Source organism: Vibrio sp. 5S239 (assembly GCF_041439575.1).
Taxonomy (GTDB): domain Bacteria; phylum Pseudomonadota; class Gammaproteobacteria; order Enterobacterales; family Vibrionaceae; genus Vibrio; species Vibrio kanaloae.
The window spans coordinates 120,237-139,075 of the sequence record NZ_JBGOOM010000006.1 but is presented as its reverse complement, the minus strand read 5'-3'; the positions used below and the strand labels follow the sequence as shown (position 1 = coordinate 139,075).

Genomic DNA, 18,839 nt, shown 5'->3' with positions numbered 1-18,839 from the left:
TACGGGATGCGAGTAAAGCTCTTCGTTACCCGTATCTCGCTTACTCGTCTCTTTCTACTTTGAGTTCAACGCCCTGACACCATCTTCTAATAGCGTTAGTTGCTCAAAGCCTTGGGCTGTTGCAATGGGTTTAACCGTCGCGATCATCTGCAGCATTCCTTGATGGACCACTTGCTCGGTAATTTGAGCTTTTGGCGACATGACAGACTGATACGCCAACCAACCCGATGCAATCAAGTGAAGAGACGTCACCATCGACTTCATTTCTGCATCTGTTGCTTTGAGCAAGTTCAACTCAACGAAGGCTCTCATGATACCCACAAGATTGGTTTGCAGCTTTTCTTGTACGGCCATGTAATCAAGATGGAGCTTTTCATCACGCGACAATATTTCCGGTAGATTGGCATAGAAGAATCGGTACTTCCACATCAGCGTGAAGATAGAATCTAAGTAGCGCTTTAGTAGCGTCAGGCTTTCTTGTTGCCCTTGAATAGGGGTGAACCTTTCAAGCAGCTCTGTCGAATAGAGAGTAAAGATATCACGGACAATTTCTTGTTTGTTGCGAAAGTGGTAGTAAAGGTTACCAGGGCTGATCTCGATATACTCAGCAATATGATTGGTCGTAATACTACGCTCGCCGTGCTCATTAAAAAGTTCTAGCGCCGCGTAAACAATCTTGTCACGTGTTTTCATTAGTCATTAGTATCCCTATCCGTTCAATGGTTCAGTATATCGCCACTAAACGGATAGATCGAGCTGTTAACATCTGGTCGAATTAGCAATCGCTAAAATTCACTGCAATGAATCGCTGCTGTAATCAATAATCAATAATCAATAGCTGCTGTAATCAATCACTGCCAAAAAGGTCTCGTGTGTATACCTTGTCTGCAACATCGGAGAGTTCATCAACCATTCTGTTAGATACAATCACATCCGATACAGCTTTGAACGCTTCTAGGTCAGAATAAACCTTCGAGTTAAAGAAATGCTCTTCCTCTAACACAGGTTCGAATACGACCACTTCAATACCTTTAGCTTTCAAACGCTTCATGATGCCTTGAATCGAAGAAGCACGGAAGTTGTCCGAACCGGCTTTCATTATCAATCGATAGATGCCAACAATCTTAGGAGATCGCTTGATAATGGAATCCGCAATAAAATCTTTTCTGGTTCGGTTAGCATCAACGATGGCACCAACAATGTTGTTTGGTACATCTTGGTAATTCGCTAACAACTGTTTGGTATCTTTCGGTAAGCAGTAACCACCGTAACCAAATGAAGGGTTATTGTAGTGATTACCAATACGAGGATCTAAGCCAACACCTTCGATGATCTGACGAGAATCCAAGCCATGCGCTTCCGCGTAAGAATCAAGCTCATTGAAGTAAGAAACTCGCATCGCGAGATAAGTATTAGAGAATAGTTTTACCGCTTCAGCTTCTGTTGAATTGGTAAAGAGCACATCGATGTTCTCTTTTTCAGCACCTTCCACCAGAAGATTAGCAAATACTTTAGCGCGTTCAGAGCACTCACCCACGATAATTCGTGATGGGTGTAGGTTATCGTACAGGGCTTTGCCTTCACGTAAAAACTCAGGTGAGAACATAATGTTTTCACAGTTCAGCTCTTGCTTAACGCGCTCAGTATAGCCAACAGGGACCGTTGATTTGATCACCATTACGGCATTTGGATTGATATCCATGACGTCTTTAATAACCGACTCCACAGAACTGGTATCGAAATAATTATTTTTCGGATCATAATCAGTTGGTGTGGCAATGATAACGAACTCGGCATCTTTGTATGCTGCTTTGTCTGTTGTTGCCCTGAAATTCAAAGTCTTATTTGACAGAAAGTGCTCAATCTCATTATCAACAATCGGCGACTGCTTGTTGTTTAGCATTGTCACTTTGTCTTCAATGATATCTACCGCGATTACTTCATGATGCTGCGCTAACAACATTGCATTTGATAGACCTACATATCCGGTACCGGCTACTGCAATCTTCATGATAATACCTATGTTTTGAGCTATTAACTCAATAAAAATTATAACTTAGCTTGCCGTATCATACTCCGGTTGGGGAATTATTCCACTAGCCCGCTTTATCCAATTCTTGCTATACTGGTGGCAGTTTTGTATTCAAAAGAGTTAGAAAGTTATGATTATCGTAACGGGTGGTGCTGGCATGATTGGCAGCAATATTGTTAAGGCGCTCAATGAAGCAGGCCACAACGATATTCTAGTTGTCGACAACTTAAAAGATGGCAAGAAGTTTAAGAACCTTGTTGACCTAGATATCACAGATTACATGGATCGTGATGATTTCCTAACTCAAGTCATGGCTGGTGATGATTTCGGTCACATTGAAGCGATTTTCCATGAAGGTGCATGCTCTGCCACTACCGAGTGGGATGGCAAATACATGATGCTCAACAACTATGAATACTCAAAAGAGCTACTTCATTACTGTGTTGAGCGTGAAATCCCTTTCTTGTACGCCTCTTCAGCTGCGACTTACGGTGAAACCGATACTTTCATCGAGGAGCGAGAGTACGAAGGTGCATTGAATGTCTACGGCTATTCAAAACAGCAGTTTGATAACTATGTTCGTCGCTTAACCGCGGATGCAGCAGCACACAACGAAACGCTTCCACAAATCGTTGGTTTCCGATATTTCAATGTATACGGTCCTCGTGAACAACACAAAGGCAGCATGGCTTCAGTCGCATTCCACCTCAACAATCAAATGAACGCCGGTGAAAACCCGAAGTTGTTTGCAGGTAGCGAAACTTTCAAACGTGATTTTGTGTATGTCGGTGATGTCGCGGCGGTCAACTTGTGGTTCTTAGAAAATGGTGTATCTGGCCTCTTTAATCTAGGTACAGGCAATGCTGAATCGTTTGAAGAAGTCGCCAAGGCAGTCATCAAGCACCATGGTAAAGGCGAAATCGAAACGATTCCTTTCCCTGAGCATTTAAAAGGTGCTTACCAAGAATTCACTCAAGCCGACTTAACTAAGCTTCGCAATACAGGTTGCGATATCAAGTTTAAAGCAGTAGCCGATGGCATTGCTGAGTACATGAAGATCGTAAACGCTTAACGGTATATTTAAGATTAAGACCAATAATACATCCTATTTTTAGTGTGTATTATTGGTAATGCCTAACGAATATAATCATTCCCAGAGTGACCAATATAAAGTTAACTCTCTGATTTAAATAATGTAGTGAATGAATGACCACACAACGCAATGATTTTGATCCAAAAGCTTACAACCCTGAGTTTGAATGGGGTTTTCTAGCGCCTAAGTACTGGGGAACTTGGATTGCTGTTTTGTTATCGTCTTTAGTCTGCTTCTTGCCTAATAGCATTCGCTTGATATTAGCTAAGTTTATGGCTAAGCAAGCTGTAAAAATCAAGAATAAGGCTAACCGCCGAGCTCGCGTAAACCTTGAGATGTGCTTTCCCGAGCAATCGGTAGAACAGCGCGAAGAAACTCTCTATCACTCATACGTTACTTCCATCTCATTTTTGATGGGGTTTGCCTCACTGACCTTAAAGAGTAAAGGCTGGCTAGAAAACAACACCTCGATAAACGGCCTGAGTAACCTAACCGATATGACGGACAGCGGAGAGAACGTTATCTTGTTGGTTCCGCACACATGGGCTATCGATATCCCAGCGGTATTGCTGGCATCGCGTAACCTTCCGGTATCAGCCATGGCAAAAGCACAGAAAAATAAGCTCAGTGACTGGTTAATGCACAGGCAACGTGTTCAATATGGTGGACGAGTTTACGATCGTAGCGGCGGTATCAAACCTTTCATCAAGTCAGTACGTGACGGCTACCTTGGCTACTACCTACCCGATGAAGATCTTGGCCGGGATCACAGTGTCTTCGTTGACTTTTTCGCGACACAAAAAGCAACCATCTCAGGCCTTGGCCGTCTATCTAAACTGAGCAAAGCTAAAATTGTTCCCTTGTTTGCTCAATACGATAGTAATACGGGCCAATACACCCTGGACTTTTACCCTGCGCTTCCATTTCCAACAGGAAGTGAAGAACAAGATGCACGTATGATGAATCAATGTATTGAAGATTATGTGAGTAAAAAACCAGAGCAATATATGTGGATCTTAAGGCTGCTTAAGACTCGTCCTGAAAGTAATCTCAATCCATACAAATAATATGTTTCGAAATATAATGCAATTTATACACTTGCTACCCATTTATTGGGCTGTTAGTGGTCTGTTTATCGTCCATAATGGGGATAAGATTCTAGTCGCTCTGATCATAATATCTTTGGTAACAAAGATATTATGTAGCATAGTAAAACTTGATCATATAAAAATAGAACACAACAACATTATAATATTGATTCTAGTATGTACAGCTTATGCTACATTTAAATATTATCAAAATGGCTATAGTTCATCAGAAATAAGAGTTCTCATTAGCACACTTTTATACTCTTCAATATCTTTCCCTAAGAAAATTCGTTATAAAACATTAATATTAATAACTACAATAAGCTCTATATATATATCCTATCAAACCATAGATATTATTGAAGTTAAAAATCTAAGCCGATTTGAACTGCCTCTAAATGCAATACCATACTCGAATTTTTTAGGTTTACTTTCTTTAATTGCACTTTATTTCTGTTACATTAGTAAGAGTAGAATACTCTCTGCCCTATCAGTTATTAACTTCATATTGTTAAGTATAAATGTCGTTCTTGTTGATACTCGAGGCACGTGGCTCGCTTTAATTATAGCTTATATAGCCATTACTGCTCTTATATTCATAAAGAAAAAAAGTTGGAAAATCACTTTAATTAGTCTTTCTTTATTTACGACAATGTCTATATTAAGCTACCCAGTAGTAGAAAATAGAATTGACCGCTCTATAACAGAAGTAAAGCAACTTCAAGAAGGTAATTTACACTCATCATGGGGTATACGGCTTCAATTATGGATAATTGGGTATAATATAATAGAAGATAATAAATCTTGGTTAGGGTTAGGTCAAACGGCACACCTCAAGATAATTGATGACTTGTTAAAAAAGAAAAAAGTTCATCGTTCTTTAAACTGGTTTGATAATAAAAACTTTCACAATAGCATAATAGATCGGACTGTAAAATATGGCTTCATTGGAGCCTTGTTATATTTTTTAGTCTTACTTTTACCATTTGTATATGGCATAAGGAATTTTAAATCAAGTTACTCTGCACTTCTTATAATAATGCCAATTTTTATATTCTCAGCAGGATTAAGTTATATACCTCTATCTCATCCAGGAACATACTTCCTTTATCTATTCACATCGATAATACTGATAAATAAAATAAAAAATGAAAAGGAGAAGGAGAAATAATGGATTTATATATTTGTTCAACAGTTCGACACCTGTTATTTAGCCTGTATAGGTCACAGAATTCAGACAGTGATACATTATCGAAAATAATTTTCTTTTATGATTATCAAGAGGTTGAACCAGATGATATAAACACTAAAACACTACCGGAAAATATAGAATTAATACTAGTAAGCAGGAAATTACTAGTTAAGCATATAAAGGAAAGTGGATATGTTGGAAGATACATTTTATTATGTTCTCTTCGTGGCTGGCCAATTTCTAAACACTTAAAGTTAATTCTAGTAAAGTTATTACAGAAGTACGATGATAAATTGAACTTTAATTCTATAATTACAATGTTATATCTTTACAATGATAACAACAAAATGTCCAGACTGTTTCGACTGCTATCTCCATCATACTCAATGATTGAAGATGGTATGGGGAATTATGTTGAACACAAAATAGATTCAAAATTAAAACAACTCTTTCGTTTCCTGTCAAATAAAACACCCAAGCACCATGTATTTGGCGAACGAAAACAATGTAATAATATCCATGTAATACACCCAGAAAAACTACCGGAATCAGTACGACATAAAGGGGAAAAACTAGTTTTATCCAAAAACAAAACGAATATTTCAAATATTCAACGCTGCTTCAGGTTTGATGGTTCTCATGATCTAAATAGAAAAACATTAATCATCGCCACACAGCCGACCTTCAAAAAACTGAAGGGCAAACTTGTTAATGATGACTTCTTTTATAAAATTTATGACTTGATAATATCGGAAAGTAAAAGGGAAGGTTTTGACCCGGTTTTAAAGCTGCATCCAAAGGAAAATGAATCAGATTATTCATCATTCAAAGAAAAAGGTGTGACTTTCTTGTCGAGTAAGCTGCCTTTGGAGATATATTTACTATCGAGTATAGATACAGTTAATATCATATCCATTAACTCTTCAGCAGGTATCGGAATGGAAGAATACTGTGATATATATAAAATAATTCCAGATGATGAAGTTTCTAACTTTGTCGATATTATAAGTGAACTAGAAAAAAACGAAGATAGCCTTCAAAAGAGAATCTCTATCCAGCTATCTAAAATGACATGATTTTTTATTCAAATAAACCCAACGATAAAGGAGTCCCTGCCTCTATATTAGATGAAGCCTTTTTTCCTATAATCTCTTCGTAGTATCTTGGGGCTAAACCAAACCCAGGTCGGATGCTACGAACATTTTCAGGCGTCAAAAATTCACCCTTAGCAATATCCTTTACTACATATAAAGAACGACGGAACTTAACATTCCCCTTTTCAGCTTCTGTTCTTTCGTAGTTCACTTGCCCCATCGCTTGCCAAGCCGTTTTCGTGTCTTTACATAATGCTGCTAATTCATGAGGCTCAAGAGAAAAGCTATCATCGGCACCGCCACCATTTCGATCCATCGTGACATGCTTTTCTATCAAACATGCACCTAGAGTAACCGAAGCAACGGCGGTAGCATTGTCGATAGTGTGATCAGAAAGGCCAGATAAAACGTCAAACCGCTCTGCGATATCGGCAATCGTCTTTAAGTTATATTGTTCTGCAGGGGCTGGATAGCCACTAACACAATGTAATACAACCAATTCCTTACACCCGTTATCTCTCGCAGTTTTTACTGCTTCTGCAATCTCTTCCTCATTGGCCATTCCCGTTGAGATAATCATCGGCTTACCCGTTTGAGCAACACGCTTAATCAGAGGTAAATCAACCACTTCGAAAGATGCTATTTTGTATGCGGGAGCGTCTAGCTCCTCTAATAAATCTACAGCGGTAAAATCAAATGGTGAACTAAATATCGTAATACCTAACTCTTTTGCTTTTTCAAACAAAGGCTTGTGCCATTCCCAAGGCATATGCGCTTCTTTATACAACTCATACAGAGTTTGGCCATCCCATAAACCGCCATGAATTTGAAACTCTTCCGAGTCACTATCCATAGTGATAGTTTCATGGGTATAGGTTTGAAGTTTAATCGCATCAGCACCTGCTTTTTTTGCTTCTTCCATAATCTGAAAAGCTCGGTTTATATCGCCATTATGGTTAGCAGAAAGCTCAGCAATAATATAGGGAGGGCAATTAGGACCAATTTCTCGATTATCGATGTATATGTTTTTATTCATTTTCTTCGTATACTCTCAATTTATCTTTCATAAGGTTTCTAATATCTTTCCACTCATGTGAAAAGATACCCAAATGTACTACATCGTGATATTCAGTCCCATTGAAGAAAGCATCTCGATGAGTACCTTCAACTTTAAAACCAAATTTGGAGTGTAATTTCACCACCGGTTGATTAAAGCCTAAAACCTCACAGCGTAATTTGTGCAAATCTAATTCAGTAAATGCGTGCTCTAGGGCCCGATATTCCATCAAAGATCCGGTACCTCTTACCGCATTGGGCGACGCATAAAATGCCCAAGAAGCGATTCCAGGAATTCGATTTATATCTGTAAATCCAACAACCCCAGCTGGCTCTCCATTTAACTCAGCTAAAAAATACTCTTTTGAACTATCCTTGCACATGCTAGAAAACCATGACTTATGCTCATCCATAGTGATTTCATGAGAGGTGTACATGTTTTTTCTAACATCTGGAGAGTTTCTCCAAGCGAGAATTTCTTCTAAATCGCTTTCTTCAAGTAGCCTAAATTTAATCACTCTTTTTTTCACGACAAAAGCTCTCCATTGTTTGAACGACCTTATTCGCACCGAAGCCATCAACTTCAAAATCACTAAAAGGTTTGATGTGCTCCCACCTTTCGTATAGACGTGTTAACTCATCCCTATAAGTATTGGTAGTAGTCGTTGTGCCTTCACCTAAATATTCAACAAATCCTAAATCAGACAAGTAATTAGAAAGTACTACTTGATTCTCCGCGACGGAAACTATTGAAGCAGGAACTTTCAGGCAGAACCGCTCCCAATTACTGACTCCCGAAGCACCAATCGCATATTTACTGTTGCTTAAAGATAAGTCGAAGCTCTCTAAGTTCTTATATATTGCTACACTTCGATTTTGATTAAGCTTTGACAAAGTATCAAAACGAGGGTTAATTCTCCCCGTGATCAAAATAGTATTAAACGGGAGCCTCTTAAACTCATTTGCTGCAAGAATAAACTTCTCGCACTCATTTGTAGGATCTGTTCCACCAAAAAAGACTAAAAGTTGATTGGATATTGAATCTCGGGGGGAACCTCGCAATATTGAAAAACTCTCTCTTAAAAGAGCATATTCAGGACCAAGGAGCTTGATAGCAGAACAATTTGAATATCTTTCTTCAAGGTTCGGCCATAGGTTTTGGTCAAGAATAATATCACTACAGTGTTCACGGTTAAGGTCATCTATCGATAAAGTAGCGCATGACAGCTTACCAATAATAATACTTTCCCATTCACGGTCCAGCGCATAGTGATCCACAATCACCCATTCGGAATAATCAACTTTGGATAAAAAGTCATTTGCATCTTCTTCAACGCTACGTTGAAGCCAAGCTTTATAATCAGCGCTATGAGAGGGAGTCATAGGTAGGCAAGAGGGAGTCAACTCTAATACGTCAAAGCCTCTATCACGGATATATGCGATCATGTCCCCAGGTTGAGGCAGACAAGCAAAGTATACGGAGAAACCTCTACTCTTTAATATATCTGCAAGCACCAAACAGCGCATGACGTGGCCACTACCGATAAATAGTGACGCATCCACTCGGAAGGTAACCTTCATGGTTTATCCTAACCTTAATGCTGAGAAAAGAGATTCAGCCAGTTCCCAGTCTTCTTGGTTATCAATATCTTGAACGCGTTTTCTCGGTAAGAGCACGGCCTTAGAGTGGCTGGAAAACACCGATAATTTATTCAAGAAAGCATCTTTGCGACCCCAATAAAACTGGCCAGCATCGTGATACGCTTCTTCCAAGTCTTGTGATCTTACCTGTTCGTTTTCAGGCGAAAACATCGAAACAGAACCTTGCTCATCAAGCTTAATTGCACGCTGAATCGGAAACGGAAACGATGTGGCACTAAATGTAAATTGCACACTCGTTCCCCTAAGTAGCTCATAGCCTTTCTGAAGATCTTCAGGTAAAACAAACGGAGCGGTGGCGTACAAACAACAAACATCACCAATATCCCAGCCATTGTTAGCGCACCAAGTTATTGCATGGTGCATCACATCCATGGTGGTAGCATAATCATCGGAGATATTTGAAGGCCGTAAAAATGGCACTTCAGCACCATATTTTTTCGCTACCTCGGCTATCTCAGCATCATCAGTAGAGACAATCACCTTATCAAAACAATCCGAAGCAAGTGCAGCTTCGATTGAGTAAGCGATCATAGGCTTGCCATGGAAGTGCTTAATATTTTTACGAGGAATACGCTTACTGCCACCACGTGCAGGAATAATAGCAACGTTCATTATTTACCTGTCAAAATTTCGGTTACTACACGAACAACGGTATTTTGCTGTGCTTCCGTCATACCGTGGAACATTGGCAGTGAGATCGCTTCTTGATAGTAACGTTCTGATTCAGGGAAATCCCCTTCAGTAAAGCCCATAACCTGGTAATATGGCTGAGTATGAACCGGTATGTAATGTAAATTAACGCCAATACCATTTTCACGCAGGGCATCAAACACTTGTTTATGAGTTAGTGATATCTCATCTAACTTCAAACGAATTACGAATAAATGCAGACCTGAGTACGTGTTTTCCAGTTGATAAGGAAGTACTAAAGGTAATTCAGATAACATTTGATTATAGCGCTTAGACAACACATGGCGCGCCGCAACAAATTCATCAAGACGCTGCATTTGCGTGACACCCAACGCTGCTTGAAGTTCTGTCATGCGGTAGTTGAAACCTAAATCAACCTGTTGGTAATACCAGCCTCCATGAGAAGCTTCCGTCATCATTTCAGGATCTCGTGTAATACCATGACTGCGCAAGAGAGCCATTTTATCCGCTAGCTCTTTCTGGTTCGTTAATGCAGCACCACCTTCAGCCGTTGTGACAATTTTTACAGGGTGAAAACTGAATACGGTAATATCAGAATACTTACAATTACCGATTGGTTGTTCATGATATTGACCACCAATAGCATGAGAAGCATCTTCAATGACTTTAAAGCCATATTCTTTGGCTAGCTTAGCAATGGATTCCATATCACAAGGCTGACCACATAAGTGAACAGGAACCACGACTTTAGGTAAAGTTCCGGTGGCTTTAGCAGTAATTAGCTTTTGCTCTAGCTTTTTAGGGCACATGTTATAAGTTGCTGAATCAATATCAACAAAGTCCACTTTAGCTCCGCAATAAAGACCACAGTTTGCAGACGCAACAAAAGTAACCGGTGTTGTCCACAACCAGTCACCTTCACCCAAATCTAAAGCGAGACAAGCAATATGTAGGGCGGAGGTTGCACTATTCACTGCTAACGCATACTGAGCACCAGTATGTTCTGTTAACGCTTTTTCAAACGCAGGCACTTGTGGTCCCTGAGTTAGAAAATCAGATTTAAGGACATCAACTACACTATCAATGTCTTGCTGACTGATATCTTGCTTGCCGTATGGAATCACTGTTCTACTCACACTGTAAATTTAGGATCAACATGTTCTTTGATTAGGTCACGTAGACCTTCAATCGTTTCCCACTCAGTATTGGTGCCTGAGTTGTATTTAAAACCAAAAGGCACTTTCTCAGCCTTATGGTGATTCATGTACTCATCTTCTGTGTATGTAAAAGAGACAGAAGGAAGGATCGCGTAATAACGACCTAAATCAATTGTATTGAGAGAATCAGTATCAGTGATCATTTCTTCATGAAGTTTTTCTCCTGGGCGAATGCCAACAACCTTCGTTGCCATGCCCGGCGCAACAGCTTCAGCGATATCTAGGATTTTGTATGAAGGGATCTTAGGAATAAAGATCTCACCACCCAAATGGTTTTCAAGTGCATACATCACCATATTCACGCCATCTTGAAGAGAAATATTAAAACGCGTCATCTCTTCATGTGTAATTGGCAGTACACCTTCTTCTTTTTTCTGCATAAAGAATGGAATAACCGAACCGCGCGAGCCCATTACGTTGCCATAACGAACAACACTAAAACGAATGTCTTTTGAGCCTTTAATATTGTTTGCAGCTGCAAATAACTTATCCGATGCAAGTTTCGTAGCACCATATAAGTTAATTGGTGCACATGCCTTATCGGTCGAGAGAGCAACGACATCTTTCACACCACACGCAAGAGCTGCACTAATCACATTCTCTGCGCCATCAATATTGGTACGAATACATTCAGTCGGGTTGTACTCAGCTGTGTCTACTTGTTTGATCGCAGCGGCGTGGATAATGACATCAACGTCTTCACACGCTTGAATCATACGATTACGGTCACGAACATCACCGATGAAGAAACGTAATTGTGGAAAATCCTTATGTGGATATTGCTGCTTGATCTCAAACTGCTTCAATTCATCACGAGAGAAAATAATAATTTTCTTTACGTCCTGGTAACGCTCTAAAATCGTTTTGATGAACTGTTTGCCAAATGAGCCTGTACCACCGGTAATTAATACTGTTTTGTTATTTAACATATTAAAATCTCTATTAATTTTTTTGTTTTAATGCTTATTACTTTTCAGCTTAGCTTCTTGTTCCAAATACCACAGGCCTGCATATTTATTAAATGAGGATTGAGCAAAGTTCATCGCCATCAATAGACCACGACTGCCGTCTAGAAACCCCAAACGGATAATATAAATTAAGAAAAATGTCCAAACTGAACGAAGGATGGCAAAAGGAATCCCCAAGCTTGGCTTACCTTTACTGTAGTACTTCTTGGTTGTCTCCCAACCATAAGCTCGACTCTTCTCCATTAAATGATCAAAGCCGCGTAATGAGTTATGCATCAAAAAACCTTTCTTTAAAGTAGAAACTTTTCCTTTAGTTTCTACATTGGCATGCACAACCACTTTAGTGATCGAAGCCCCATCACATTTAAAAAGACGTTTAGGAGCTCTAGATGAGCGTCCAAAGCGCATCTGCTTACCTAAGATAAGATTGCCCCAAGGCAACTTAAAGGCTACTTCTTCTAAATTCGGATCACTTAACTGACGAGTTATTTCAGATTTCATATCTTCATCTAAGTACTCATCAGCATCGATGATTAAGGCCCAATCACATGTGGCCTGCTCAAAAGCCCTAGCTTTTTGGTAACCATCTCCCGGCCAATCTTCTGTAACCCAGATTTTATCCGTGTATTCTCGTGCTATTTCAACTGTTTTGTCCGTACTACCAGAATCATAAACAATTATTTCATCAGCAAAACCTTTTAGCGATTCGAAACAAGGTCTAATACGGTCTTCTTCGTTCTTGCAGATAATTAACGCTGATAATGTTCTCATTGAATCAATATACCTTTTTCATTGAGCTAGTTTGAATGTCCTAGTAGATGTTCAAAATACTTTAAGTGTTCAGCAACTGTCACTTTAGAACTAAAATGAAGCGCTAACCTCTCTTTAGCGGCAATACCCATTTCAATGCATTGCTGCTTATCTTGTGCGATATTGTTAATAGCTTCGCCTAATGCCTGAGCGTCAGCGGTAGGTACAACAAAACCTGTCTGACCATTTTCTACAAGTTCTGGAGCTCCTCCAGTTGTAGTCACGACTGACGCTGTGCCATTTGCCATCGCTTCAATTATAGTACGCGGTAAGCCTTCACCACTCACTGATGGTTGTACTTGAATATCTGACATTGCCATCAATGATGGGATGTCTTTACGATGGCCAATATAATGAATTCTATCTGAGATCGGGCTATTTTTCATCTCATCAAAGTGAGGCTCATAGCCACTGCCTGCAAGCACCAGGTGAAAATTGGGAGCTGTAATATAGTTCGTCGCCTCGAGGAGAGTAGAAATACCCTTACTAGGGCGAACGTGCGCAGCACAAAAGGCAACAACATCTGTCTGACTCAATCCAAGCGACTCTCTAGGCGTTGGTTCGACTTGATACCACTCCAATTGATGTCCTTTATAAATAGTCACAACATTATCTTTGTTTTTCCAAACTCGCTTGAGGACATCCTGTCGAACTGCCTCAGACACACAAACTACGCCATCTACACGCGGATGCAGTTGAGTCAAATAAGCACTTGGATCATGTCGATACAAACCACCGGTTGTTCCTCGATACGCAATCAGCTTTACCTTGAGACCAACGCATGCAAATGCGGCATTAGGTATAGTCTTTGAATTAAAGGCGTAACATATTTCATATGCACCACTCTTTAGTTCACTTCTAATTCTCTTAATCGTATCAAAGCAAATTTTTCTTTTCGGATAGCAGTCAATAACTTTGATGCCATTTTTTCGAAGCCTATCTACATACTCAGACTCACCTTGAGTCATAACTGTGACTGTATGACCTTGATTTGCAAGCTCTATAAATATTTCCGCTTCTGGGCGAATACTATTCCAAGCATGTAAATACGATGCACAAACTAATATTTTCATTATTCAGCCCTAGAATTTCCAATAGTTTAATGATTTACGGATTTTAAAGTTACGAATCCAATTTTTTGGCTTGTTATCTTGCCAGCCGCTTTCTAGCACATCAGTAATAGCACTCAGAACTCTCGCTGAGGATTGCCCATCTAAGTAAGGGGTGATTGATGGACCATAACTGGCGATAGCTTTGTCTCTTGTTTCATCAGGTAGCATCGCTTGCTTAATTGCTGACTCTAACAGCTCGGCTTGAGTAATATTAATAAAGCTTGCTTGAGGGTCTCGATTATTTACCGTGACTACCGGCTTATTGAGCAACAAGAATTCCTGAAATATCGATGAGTTATCACACACCATCACATCAGCACGATGTTGCATTTCAATCACTCGGTCATTATCGAAAAACAGAAGATTATCGCCTTCCAACGCCTGATACTTTGCTCGGGTCTCTTGGTTCATTTTCGGATGAAGAGTCACTAACCATTGCCACTGACTCAGCTGGCTGAGGCGCTTAAGTTCTTCATAAACCAACTCAGCACACGATAAGCTTGGCGAAAACGTCGAAGCAAATAGAATTTGGGGTCTCTCGTAATTGTGTTCACTTGCTTGATAATTAAACAAGCTATCCAGCTTCAGCCACCCGGTTTCTTTTACTTGAAAATAGCCACGCTGTTTGGCTAATGGCTCAAGTGAATTGGTTCTTTCATGGCCTTCTGTGCAATACAAATCAAATAGACCACGCTCAGGGTATAAGTTCCCACGTTTGCTCTCGTTCAAGCCATGGAATACTTGTACCTTCATCCCTGAAATAAATGCAGGGACACGATCGCCGGGAACTAAGACGGCATGGGGATTAAAGGTCACCGCTTCGGCTAAAGAGACTCTTTGCTCTTGCTCTGATAACAAGTGCTCGGACGCATCGTCACCCACCAGCAGCCATTTTACATCATGACCAAGTCGCTTCGCATAGTCATAGAATGGGCGAAGGATAGCAAATGAATAATTTTGCTCGACGTAGAGCAAGAAACGATAGGTTTGATCGGTTTGCATAAGCGAGGAGATAAAATTCACCATGTCCGTTTGAAAGTGCAACTAAGCATTTAATTATAACGCTCTTTACTTTCGAGATTGAAGAAAATACTCTTCTGAATACTGATTTTACCCTCTGGTGTCACTGTTCTTATGCTTATACGACTTCTCTATACTCTGATATTGTCACTAGCCTCTCCGCTACTGCTGTATGGGCTCTATAAGAACAAACCTGGAAAACCGAGTTTCGGCCAACGTTGGAAAGAACATTTCGGCATCACACCGCAAATCAATGGTAAAAATCCTATTTGGATTCATGCCGTATCCGTAGGCGAGTCGATTGCCGCAACGCCAATCATCAAGCAATTGAAACAACAAGCACCAGATCAAGCCATCATTGTCACCACGACAACGAGTACAGGTGCAGAGCAAATAGCCAAACTTGGTGATTTGGTTGAGCATCGTTACATGCCGATTGATTTTTCTTGGTGTATTCGAGCCTTTCTTAAAGTCGTCCAACCAAAGCAAATGTTGATAATGGAAACAGAGTTGTGGCCAAACACACTGCATTGCGTTGCGAAAGCCGGAATACCGATTTCGGTACTCAACGCTCGCCTATCTGAACGCTCGTGCCAGCGTTATGCTAAATTCCAATCAGTTTTCGATCTGTTAGCCGAAAACCTCTCTCAAGTACTTTGCCAATACCCAAGCGATGCTGAACGCTTTGTACGATTAGGGTTAGACGGTAAATGTGTGCATGTGACTGGCTCCATCAAGTTTGATATTGAGGTCTCTTCTGAGCAGGTTGAAAAAGGCAAAGCGCTACGTGAAACAATTGGCTCTGAGCGCTGTGTATGGATAGCAGCCAGCACTCATCAAGGCGAAGATGACATTGTCTTAGACGCTCATAAACAGCTCCTTAAAGACAATCCGAATACCTTACTGATGATTGTGCCTCGTCATCCTGAGCGATTTAATCAAGTTACTGAATTGGCCAAACATTACCAGTTCAATACCATCACTCGAACGAGCCAACATCCCATCGCCTCTGATGTGGAAGTGTACATAGCCGATACGATGGGAGAAATGTTGGTACTACTCGGTGGTGCTGATGTGTGCTTTATGGGGGGAAGCCTGATTGGCGATAAAGTTGGGGGTCATAACCTGCTAGAGCCCGCAGCTCTTCAGTTACCCTTACTCAATGGCCCTAGTTATTTTAATTTCAGTGAGATCACCGACAAGCTACTCGAAGCTCAAGCGGTCACTATTTGTCAAAATAGCAATGAAATTGCAGGCCAGCTCAGAGAGCTGTTCACGCAACCTGAGTTACGTAAAGACAAAGGTTTAGCGGCTTATCAAGTGATAGAGCAAAACCGAGGGGCGTTGGAAAAAACCTTGAAGCACATCTTAAGCTAATTACATTTGGTCAATTCGCTTTTTATTATTCGCTTCGATAACCCTTAAGCAAATGCATCCAATCGGACTCTTGCCATTGAATCTGGCGCTTGTTCACTTCTTTTAGGAACGAGCGCTTCAAGCGATTCAGGTTACTTTCTTTCCAGTCATCACCTGCTTGCTGGCGACACTTATCAAAATCAATAATCCACACCGTTTGCGAATCATCAAGCAGGATATTATGAATGTTGAGATCGGTATGATTGACCCCTGTATCGTGCATTTTTCTTATCTCTTGGCCAATTTTACGGTAAATATTCGCATCTATCGGATGAGCAACCAAGATATCAACCAGATCTTTGGCATTGGGAATTCGTTCAGACATTAAGTCCGCTCGATAAAGCAGCCCGCTTTTAATGGCTCTAGCAGCAATGGGCTTCGGTACATTAACACCTGCATTGGCCAAGACATTGAGAACGTTGAGCTCCATTGCACAGCGCGTGCTTTCCCAATCAGAGAAACGATATTGATCTTCGACTAGCTTCCCAAACAATCCGCCACGGCGATAATGGCGCAATGCGGCCTGTATACCATCAAGCTGAATGAACCATGTGGTACCTCGTCCTTGAGCACTGCCTGAAATGGCGTCTTGTTGCTGCCAATATTCAGCCTCAAAGATCTGATCGATATCGCCCTCTGGTACCTGAGCCAAAAGTTCAGGGTCATACCAAATTGTTTGGTTGTTGGTGCTAATTGTTTCCATCTATGAGGCCTTTGGGTCGCTTTTCGTCATTGCTATTTTACAACTAATGCGAGTATCTGCATAATTCTGATGTTATTCACTTTTTCGGGCACTTTATGTCACTGTTCTCAACTGCACCTCAATCTCTTTGCATACTTCGTCTTTCCGCTATTGGCGATGTTTGTCATGCTATTTCTGTGGTTCAAGCCATTCAGAAGCAGTGGCCTGAAACTAAAATCACCTGGATCACGGGGAAAATCGAAGCCATGCTAATCGGCGATCTTCCGGGTATTGAGGTGATTGTTTTCGATAAAAAACAAGGCTTCAAAGGAATGCGTGAATTATGGCGACAGCTCTCTGATCGTAAATTTGACGCACTGCTGCACATGCAAGCGGCACTGAGAGCCAGCGTGCTATCTTGGGGGATCAAAGCAAGGTATAAAGTGGGCTTTGGTAAAAACCGTACTCGTGAAGGTCAATCACTGTTCACCAATCGCCAACTTCCTATCTCAGAAAAATTTCATGTGTTAGATAACTTTGCCGAATTTGCGCGCTACATTGGTGTGCCTTTCGATAAACCTCAATGGACTATTCCATTAACGCCAAAAGATGAAGAGCTAGCAATCAGCACCATAGCCAACCAACCTACACTGGTTATCTCGCCTGCTGCCAGCAAAGACTCGCGCAACTGGCTAACAGAGCGATACGCTGCTATTGCTGATTATGCTGTCGAACAAGGCATGCAAGTGGTGTTATGTGGTTCTCCGGCGCCAAGAGAAGTTAACCTAGGTAAAGACATCGAAAAATTATGCCCGTCGCCTGTCACTAACTTGATTGGCAAGACGAACTTAAAGCAACTGACTGCTGTACTGAAACATGCAACGGTTGTGTTGGCACCTGATACTGGGCCTGCCCACTTGGCAACCACACAGTCAACACCGGTAATTGGCTTGTACGCACACAGTGATCCTCGTAGAACTGGCCCTTACAACGATCTCGATATCGTGGCAAGTGTGTATCAACAGCATGTAGAAGAACAACAAGGCAAACCCGTGCAAGAACTTCCATGGGGAACTCGTGCCAAGGGCGATGACCTGATGAAAGACATCTCCGTCGATATGGTCAAGCAGCGACTCGATAAAGCACTCACTTCTCGCCCGACACGATATTCAGACAACGTTCTGAATTCCAAACAGAACATTAAGCAAGGAACGCTAATATGAGCACACACGTCATCTACCCTGGAACGTTTGATCCCGTCACCAATGGTCACCTTGATATTATCGTTCGTGCCGCTAGCATGTTTGACCATATCACCGTTGGGGTAGCTGAGAGCCCAAGTAAAAAGACCATGTTTGAGTTAGATGAACGAGTAGAGCTACTGCGTGATGCCGTGGCTCATATCCCGAATGTCTCTGTTGAAGGGTTTTCGGGGTTACTGGTCGATTTTGCTAAACAACAGCAAGCGAACGTGTTGGTACGTGGCCTCAGAACAACCATGGATTTTGAATACGAATTTGGTCTCACCAGTATGTACCGCAAGTTACTGCCAGGGCTTGAAAGCGTGTTCCTTACCCCTTCTGAAGAATATGCCTTCCTCTCTTCAACGATTGTCCGTGAAGTCGCGATTCATGGCGGTGATATTAGCCAGTTTGTACCACAAAAAGTCGCAGACGAAATCAAACGAAAAACAGTGAAATAACCCTGTGTTCAAAACCGAAAATAGCGCTCATTGAGCGCTATTTT

The 18,839-nt window shown here is 40.9% G+C and carries 19 protein-coding genes; 7 read left to right on the top strand and 12 right to left on the bottom strand.

Annotation, left to right across the window (positions count from 1 at the left end):
• Window positions 1-54: 54 nt before the first annotated feature.
• Both ACED48_RS07225 and ACED48_RS07220 read right to left on the bottom strand, forming a co-directional pair.
• Window positions 55-693 (bottom strand): TetR/AcrR family transcriptional regulator, encoded by a 639-nt coding sequence (locus ACED48_RS07225; protein WP_017055663.1) that lies wholly within the window; start codon window positions 691-693, stop codon window positions 55-57.
• 154 nt (window positions 694-847) lie between these two features.
• Entirely contained in the window at window positions 848-2,011 is a 1,164-nt protein-coding gene (locus ACED48_RS07220; protein WP_017055662.1) for a nucleotide sugar dehydrogenase, read from the bottom strand.
• 151 nt (window positions 2,012-2,162) lie between these two features.
• Here ACED48_RS07220 and rfaD point away from each other — a divergent pair, with 151 nt between their 5' ends.
• The 4 genes from rfaD (at window position 2,163) to ACED48_RS07200 (ending at window position 6,481) form a co-directional block, all read left to right on the top strand.
• Window positions 2,163-3,104 carry an ADP-glyceromanno-heptose 6-epimerase gene (rfaD, locus tag ACED48_RS07215; RefSeq protein WP_017055661.1) on the top strand — a complete coding sequence of 314 codons (942 nt, stop codon included), beginning with the start codon at window positions 2,163-2,165 and terminating at the stop codon, window positions 3,102-3,104.
• 134 nt (window positions 3,105-3,238) lie between these two features.
• Window positions 3,239-4,192 (top strand): lauroyl-Kdo(2)-lipid IV(A) myristoyltransferase, encoded by a 954-nt coding sequence (gene lpxM / locus ACED48_RS07210; RefSeq protein ID WP_017055660.1) that lies wholly within the window; start codon window positions 3,239-3,241, stop codon window positions 4,190-4,192.
• 16 nt (window positions 4,193-4,208) lie between these two features.
• Window positions 4,209-5,384 (top strand): O-antigen ligase, encoded by a 1,176-nt coding sequence (locus ACED48_RS07205; protein WP_017055659.1) that lies wholly within the window; start codon window positions 4,209-4,211, stop codon window positions 5,382-5,384.
• A complete protein-coding gene (locus ACED48_RS07200; protein WP_017055658.1) occupies window positions 5,384-6,481 on the top strand; it encodes a polysialyltransferase family glycosyltransferase in 1,098 nt (365 codons plus the stop codon). Before ACED48_RS07205 ends, ACED48_RS07200 begins: the two co-directional genes overlap by 1 nt.
• A 4-nt stretch (window positions 6,482-6,485) precedes the next feature.
• Here the strand turns inward: ACED48_RS07200 and pseI are convergent, their stop codons facing one another.
• Genes pseI through ACED48_RS07155 form a run of 9 tightly spaced genes read right to left on the bottom strand, consistent with a single transcriptional unit; the run spans window position 6,486 to window position 14,977 of the window.
• The gene (gene pseI, locus ACED48_RS07195; RefSeq protein ID WP_017055657.1) at window positions 6,486-7,535 is read right to left on the bottom strand and encodes a pseudaminic acid synthase; all 1,050 of its coding nucleotides are present in this window, start codon (window positions 7,533-7,535) and stop codon (window positions 6,486-6,488) included.
• Complete coding sequence (gene pseH / locus ACED48_RS07190; RefSeq protein ID WP_017055656.1) at window positions 7,528-8,085, bottom strand: UDP-4-amino-4,6-dideoxy-N-acetyl-beta-L-altrosamine N-acetyltransferase; 558 nt, start codon at window positions 8,083-8,085, stop codon at window positions 7,528-7,530. The genes pseI and pseH overlap by 8 nt, the downstream gene beginning before the upstream one ends.
• Window positions 8,066-9,136 (bottom strand): UDP-2,4-diacetamido-2,4,6-trideoxy-beta-L-altropyranose hydrolase, encoded by a 1,071-nt coding sequence (gene pseG / locus ACED48_RS07185; RefSeq protein ID WP_017055655.1) that lies wholly within the window; start codon window positions 9,134-9,136, stop codon window positions 8,066-8,068. The genes pseH and pseG overlap by 20 nt, the downstream gene beginning before the upstream one ends.
• Window positions 9,137-9,139: 3 nt before the next feature.
• On the bottom strand, window positions 9,140-9,829 hold the full coding sequence (gene pseF, locus ACED48_RS07180; protein WP_017055654.1) for a pseudaminic acid cytidylyltransferase: 690 nt from the start codon (window positions 9,827-9,829) through the stop codon (window positions 9,140-9,142).
• On the bottom strand, window positions 9,829-11,004 hold the full coding sequence (gene pseC / locus ACED48_RS07175; RefSeq protein WP_017055653.1) for a UDP-4-amino-4,6-dideoxy-N-acetyl-beta-L-altrosamine transaminase: 1,176 nt from the start codon (window positions 11,002-11,004) through the stop codon (window positions 9,829-9,831). The genes pseF and pseC overlap by 1 nt, the downstream gene beginning before the upstream one ends.
• Window positions 11,001-12,014, bottom strand: a complete 1,014-nt coding sequence (gene pseB / locus ACED48_RS07170; RefSeq protein WP_017055652.1) for a UDP-N-acetylglucosamine 4,6-dehydratase (inverting) — start codon at window positions 12,012-12,014, stop codon at window positions 11,001-11,003. The genes pseC and pseB overlap by 4 nt, the downstream gene beginning before the upstream one ends.
• 27 nt (window positions 12,015-12,041) lie before the next feature.
• Window positions 12,042-12,824 carry a glycosyltransferase family 2 protein gene (locus ACED48_RS07165; protein WP_017055651.1) on the bottom strand — a complete coding sequence of 261 codons (783 nt, stop codon included), beginning with the start codon at window positions 12,822-12,824 and terminating at the stop codon, window positions 12,042-12,044.
• Between the two features lie 26 nt (window positions 12,825-12,850).
• Window positions 12,851-13,936 (bottom strand): glycosyltransferase family 4 protein, encoded by a 1,086-nt coding sequence (locus ACED48_RS07160; protein WP_017055650.1) that lies wholly within the window; start codon window positions 13,934-13,936, stop codon window positions 12,851-12,853.
• Window positions 13,937-13,945: 9 nt separating this feature from the next.
• Window positions 13,946-14,977, bottom strand: a complete 1,032-nt coding sequence (locus ACED48_RS07155) for a CDP-glycerol--glycerophosphate glycerophosphotransferase (RefSeq protein WP_017055649.1) — start codon at window positions 14,975-14,977, stop codon at window positions 13,946-13,948.
• Between the two features lie 132 nt (window positions 14,978-15,109).
• Here ACED48_RS07155 and waaA point away from each other — a divergent pair, with 132 nt between their 5' ends.
• Window positions 15,110-16,372, top strand: coding sequence for a lipid IV(A) 3-deoxy-D-manno-octulosonic acid transferase (waaA, locus tag ACED48_RS07150; protein ID WP_017055648.1), 1,263 nt, complete (start codon window positions 15,110-15,112; stop codon window positions 16,370-16,372).
• A gap of 25 nt (window positions 16,373-16,397) precedes the next feature.
• Here waaA and ACED48_RS07145 read toward each other — a convergent pair whose 3' ends face one another.
• Window positions 16,398-17,114 carry a 3-deoxy-D-manno-octulosonic acid kinase gene (locus ACED48_RS07145; RefSeq protein WP_017055647.1) on the bottom strand — a complete coding sequence of 239 codons (717 nt, stop codon included), beginning with the start codon at window positions 17,112-17,114 and terminating at the stop codon, window positions 16,398-16,400.
• Window positions 17,115-17,209: 95 nt separating this feature from the next.
• Between ACED48_RS07145 and ACED48_RS07140 the strand changes: the two genes are divergently transcribed.
• Together ACED48_RS07140 and coaD are read left to right on the top strand one after the other, a co-directional pair.
• Window positions 17,210-18,316 (top strand): glycosyltransferase family 9 protein, encoded by a 1,107-nt coding sequence (locus ACED48_RS07140; protein ID WP_017055646.1) that lies wholly within the window; start codon window positions 17,210-17,212, stop codon window positions 18,314-18,316.
• On the top strand, window positions 18,313-18,795 hold the full coding sequence (gene coaD, locus ACED48_RS07135; protein ID WP_017055645.1) for a pantetheine-phosphate adenylyltransferase: 483 nt from the start codon (window positions 18,313-18,315) through the stop codon (window positions 18,793-18,795). The genes ACED48_RS07140 and coaD overlap by 4 nt, the downstream gene beginning before the upstream one ends.
• Window positions 18,796-18,839: the final 44 nt, after the last annotated feature.

Coding starts and splice junctions, on each gene's coding strand:
- ACED48_RS07225 (WP_017055663.1), bottom strand. CDS start 693: ATGAAAACACGTGACAAGATTGTTTACGCGGCGCTAGAACTTTTTAAT.
- ACED48_RS07220 (WP_017055662.1), bottom strand. CDS start 2,011: ATGAAGATTGCAGTAGCCGGTACCGGATATGTAGGTCTATCAAATGCA.
- rfaD (WP_017055661.1), top strand. CDS start 2,163: ATGATTATCGTAACGGGTGGTGCTGGCATGATTGGCAGCAATATTGTT.
- lpxM (WP_017055660.1), top strand. CDS start 3,239: ATGACCACACAACGCAATGATTTTGATCCAAAAGCTTACAACCCTGAG.
- ACED48_RS07205 (WP_017055659.1), top strand. CDS start 4,209: ATGCAATTTATACACTTGCTACCCATTTATTGGGCTGTTAGTGGTCTG.
- ACED48_RS07200 (WP_017055658.1), top strand. CDS start 5,384: ATGGATTTATATATTTGTTCAACAGTTCGACACCTGTTATTTAGCCTG.
- pseI (WP_017055657.1), bottom strand. CDS start 7,535: ATGAATAAAAACATATACATCGATAATCGAGAAATTGGTCCTAATTGC.
- pseG (WP_017055655.1), bottom strand. CDS start 9,136: ATGAAGGTTACCTTCCGAGTGGATGCGTCACTATTTATCGGTAGTGGC.
- pseF (WP_017055654.1), bottom strand. CDS start 9,829: ATGAACGTTGCTATTATTCCTGCACGTGGTGGCAGTAAGCGTATTCCT.
- pseB (WP_017055652.1), bottom strand. CDS start 12,014: ATGTTAAATAACAAAACAGTATTAATTACCGGTGGTACAGGCTCATTT.
- ACED48_RS07165 (WP_017055651.1), bottom strand. CDS start 12,824: ATGAGAACATTATCAGCGTTAATTATCTGCAAGAACGAAGAAGACCGT.
- ACED48_RS07160 (WP_017055650.1), bottom strand. CDS start 13,936: ATGAAAATATTAGTTTGTGCATCGTATTTACATGCTTGGAATAGTATT.
- ACED48_RS07155 (WP_017055649.1), bottom strand. CDS start 14,977: ATGCAAACCGATCAAACCTATCGTTTCTTGCTCTACGTCGAGCAAAAT.
- waaA (WP_017055648.1), top strand. CDS start 15,110: ATGCTTATACGACTTCTCTATACTCTGATATTGTCACTAGCCTCTCCG.
- ACED48_RS07145 (WP_017055647.1), bottom strand. CDS start 17,114: ATGGAAACAATTAGCACCAACAACCAAACAATTTGGTATGACCCTGAA.
- ACED48_RS07140 (WP_017055646.1), top strand. CDS start 17,210: ATGTCACTGTTCTCAACTGCACCTCAATCTCTTTGCATACTTCGTCTT.
- coaD (WP_017055645.1), top strand. CDS start 18,313: ATGAGCACACACGTCATCTACCCTGGAACGTTTGATCCCGTCACCAAT.